Here is a 2,336-nt window from a genome sequence, read left to right as displayed (position 1 = left end):
GAATCTGCTCGCTGAACAGCACGGCTTCGTGGTCGCGTATCCCATCCAGCCGCAAACTGCGAATACATCGAAGTGCTGGAACTGGTTCAAGCCGGGGGATCAGAAACGTGATCGAGGCGAACCGTCGCTGATTGCGGGTATTACGCGCGAGATAATCGCGCTCGACAACGTGGATCCGAATCGTGTGTACGTGGCGGGCCTGTCGGCGGGTGGCGCGATGGCGGCCATCATGGGCCAAGCCTATCCGGATCTGTATGCGGCGATCGGCGTCCATTCCGGTTTGCCCGTCGGACACGCTCACGATTTGCCGTCCGCGCTCGCGGCGATGCGCGGCGGCAAACTGACTCCCAATGCAATGCATATGGCTCGTCCAGCAGGCCGCGAAATGCCTGAGCCCAAATGCCCTCAGATCGTCTTTCATGGCGATGCCGACGCGACCGTGCATCCGAGCAACGCGAGCGAGTTGATGAGCGGCTTTCATGCGAGCGATTCAACGTCGAATCGTGCGTCTGTCGGTAACGCTTCGATTCGCCAATATTCGGTACAGCGAATGAAATCTCGAGAAGGCATCGATGGCGAGCTGTGGACCATTCACGGCGCACCGCACGCGTGGTCCGGTGGATCGTCGAAAGGCAGTTACACCGATCCCTCGGGTCCGGATGCCAGCGCTGAGATGGTGCGATTCTTTCTTGAGCACGCGCACCGAGACTAAGTTATCCGAAATAAGACCCGCTGACGAAGCGGGTCTGGCTGTGACTTATAGCTGTTTCAGCCTGCGAAAATTCACATTTTGCGCAGTGCCATATTGCCGAAATACGATAAATAGTAAGCATGCCAGATCATTTATTCCTTGCCAACGGAGAATCCTCAAGACACGCGAAGAGCGAGGCAGGCCCCGGATAAATCGCGATGCAACCGGCGTCTCGCAATGCTCGTTCGGTGAACCCGCCCGACAGAAATCCAATCGTTCGGATACCAGATTTCTCCGCAGCCTGCGCATCGTAAGGGGAATCGCCAATAACAATGGCATCGTTTGCATCGGCCTGAAGCTTTTTCAGCGTAACTTCAAACACATCAGGCGCAGGCTTCGAATGATCAACATCTTCCGATGAGACTTTCACATCGACCATATTCTTAACGCCCGCTAGATCGAGATACACATCGAGTTCGCCCTTCTTCGCCGACGATCCGACGGCCAGCTTGACGCCTGTATTCCTGAGCTTTTCGAACAACGCGGGTACCGCAGCAAACGGGCGCACCATCGACAGATAATTGGCTTTGAAGTGCTCACCGCGCCATGCCTCGAGCGCATCACCATGGTCTTGCCGGTCGGTCTCGGAGAGAAAAACCGGAAGCAGATTATCGCCACCTTTACCGATTTGACTGCGCGCTTCTTCAAAGGAAACATCATGACCGAAATGCTCGAATGCTTCGTGCCATGCGAGGGCGTGCAGATCGACGGAATCGATCAGCGTTCCGTCGATGTCAAAGATTACGGCGCGGATCATATTTGCTCCTGATTGCAAGGTGCTAACTACGACTATCGAGCGCTGTTTGAATGTGACTGAGCAAGACGTCTATATGGATTGGCTTTGCCACGACAATATCCGCGATGCCGTCGTTTTCAATGTCGCGTGCGGCGGACCATAGAATGAATGGGACGTCATGCAGGCGCGGTTGCGCCTTGATCGCGCGGCAAACTTCGAGGCCGTTCATCACGGGCATCATAAAGTCGCACAGCACGACCGTTGGCAAGAATGACTGAGCCTTTAACAACCCCTGCTCGCCATTTTGCGCAGTGACGACCTCCATACCTTCCATCTGAAGCAGCATGGACCAAGCCTGGCAAATGTCTGGTTCGTCATCGATCAGGAGGATTTTGATGAGGTTGGGCGAGATCATAAAAGCTCCGTTCGACAACTTGAAAGGCTTCTTTTGATCAGCGCATGTCCCGTGCCATCCGTCTCGTCTGGCGTTCCTCAGGTATTTGTGACCAGCATTATTTCGTCGCAGCGGCAATTTCGTCGTGCGTTGGAAGCCGGAGTATCGTGATTGTTGAACTATCTATCTCGATGTAACCCGCATCGGCAAACTCGCGAAGCCACCCGTCCATTGGCCATTTGCCCCATCGCGCACGGAATAAACGAGCGTTTTTGACGATACTTGCAAGGTGATTCAATGGCGGCTCGCACACCGGATGATATTGATGGTAGGCGCGTGCCCCGGCAAATACGATAGGAATGTCGGCCCTTGCCGCACGCACGGCGAAGTCGGTATCTTCTCCACCGTAACCTACGTATAGCGTGTCGAATCCGCCGATACGAACGAATACGTCG

General features: G+C 54.8%; 4 protein-coding genes. 1 reads left to right on the top strand and 3 read right to left on the bottom strand.

The genetic code is table 11. The features are described 5' to 3' along the window. Positions 1-712, top strand: a 712-nt coding sequence (locus P7F28_RS06195) for a PHB depolymerase family esterase (RefSeq protein ID WP_277183612.1), incomplete at its 5' end; no start/stop codon positions are given. A gap of 127 nt (positions 713-839) precedes the next feature. On the opposite strand, the gene P7F28_RS06190 is transcribed toward P7F28_RS06195, so the two are convergent. The 3 genes from P7F28_RS06190 to P7F28_RS06180 form a co-directional block, all read right to left on the bottom strand. Continuing rightward, complete coding sequence (locus tag P7F28_RS06190; RefSeq protein WP_277183611.1) at positions 840-1,508, bottom strand: HAD family hydrolase; 669 nt, start codon at positions 1,506-1,508, stop codon at positions 840-842. 22 nt (positions 1,509-1,530) lie between these two features. Next, the gene (locus P7F28_RS06185; RefSeq protein WP_277183610.1) at positions 1,531-1,902 is read right to left on the bottom strand and encodes a response regulator transcription factor; all 372 of its coding nucleotides are present in this window, start codon (positions 1,900-1,902) and stop codon (positions 1,531-1,533) included. Positions 1,903-1,999: 97 nt separating this feature from the next. Beyond that, positions 2,000-2,336, bottom strand: a 337-nt coding sequence (locus P7F28_RS06180) for a glycosyltransferase family 2 protein (protein ID WP_277183609.1), incomplete at its 5' end; no start/stop codon positions are given.

Source organism: Caballeronia sp. BR00000012568055 (genome assembly GCF_029439455.1).
Lineage (GTDB): Bacteria > Pseudomonadota > Gammaproteobacteria > Burkholderiales > Burkholderiaceae > Caballeronia.
Note: the sequence above shows the minus strand (reverse complement) of the source record. Positions and strands in the feature narration are given on the sequence as shown.

Bases quoted from the DNA above. Each gene is read 5' to 3' on its own strand.
- P7F28_RS06190 (WP_277183611.1), bottom strand. From the start codon at position 1,508: ATGATCCGCGCCGTAATCTTTGACATCGACGGAACGCTGATCGATTCC.
- P7F28_RS06185 (WP_277183610.1), bottom strand. From the start codon at position 1,902: ATGATCTCGCCCAACCTCATCAAAATCCTCCTGATCGATGACGAACCA.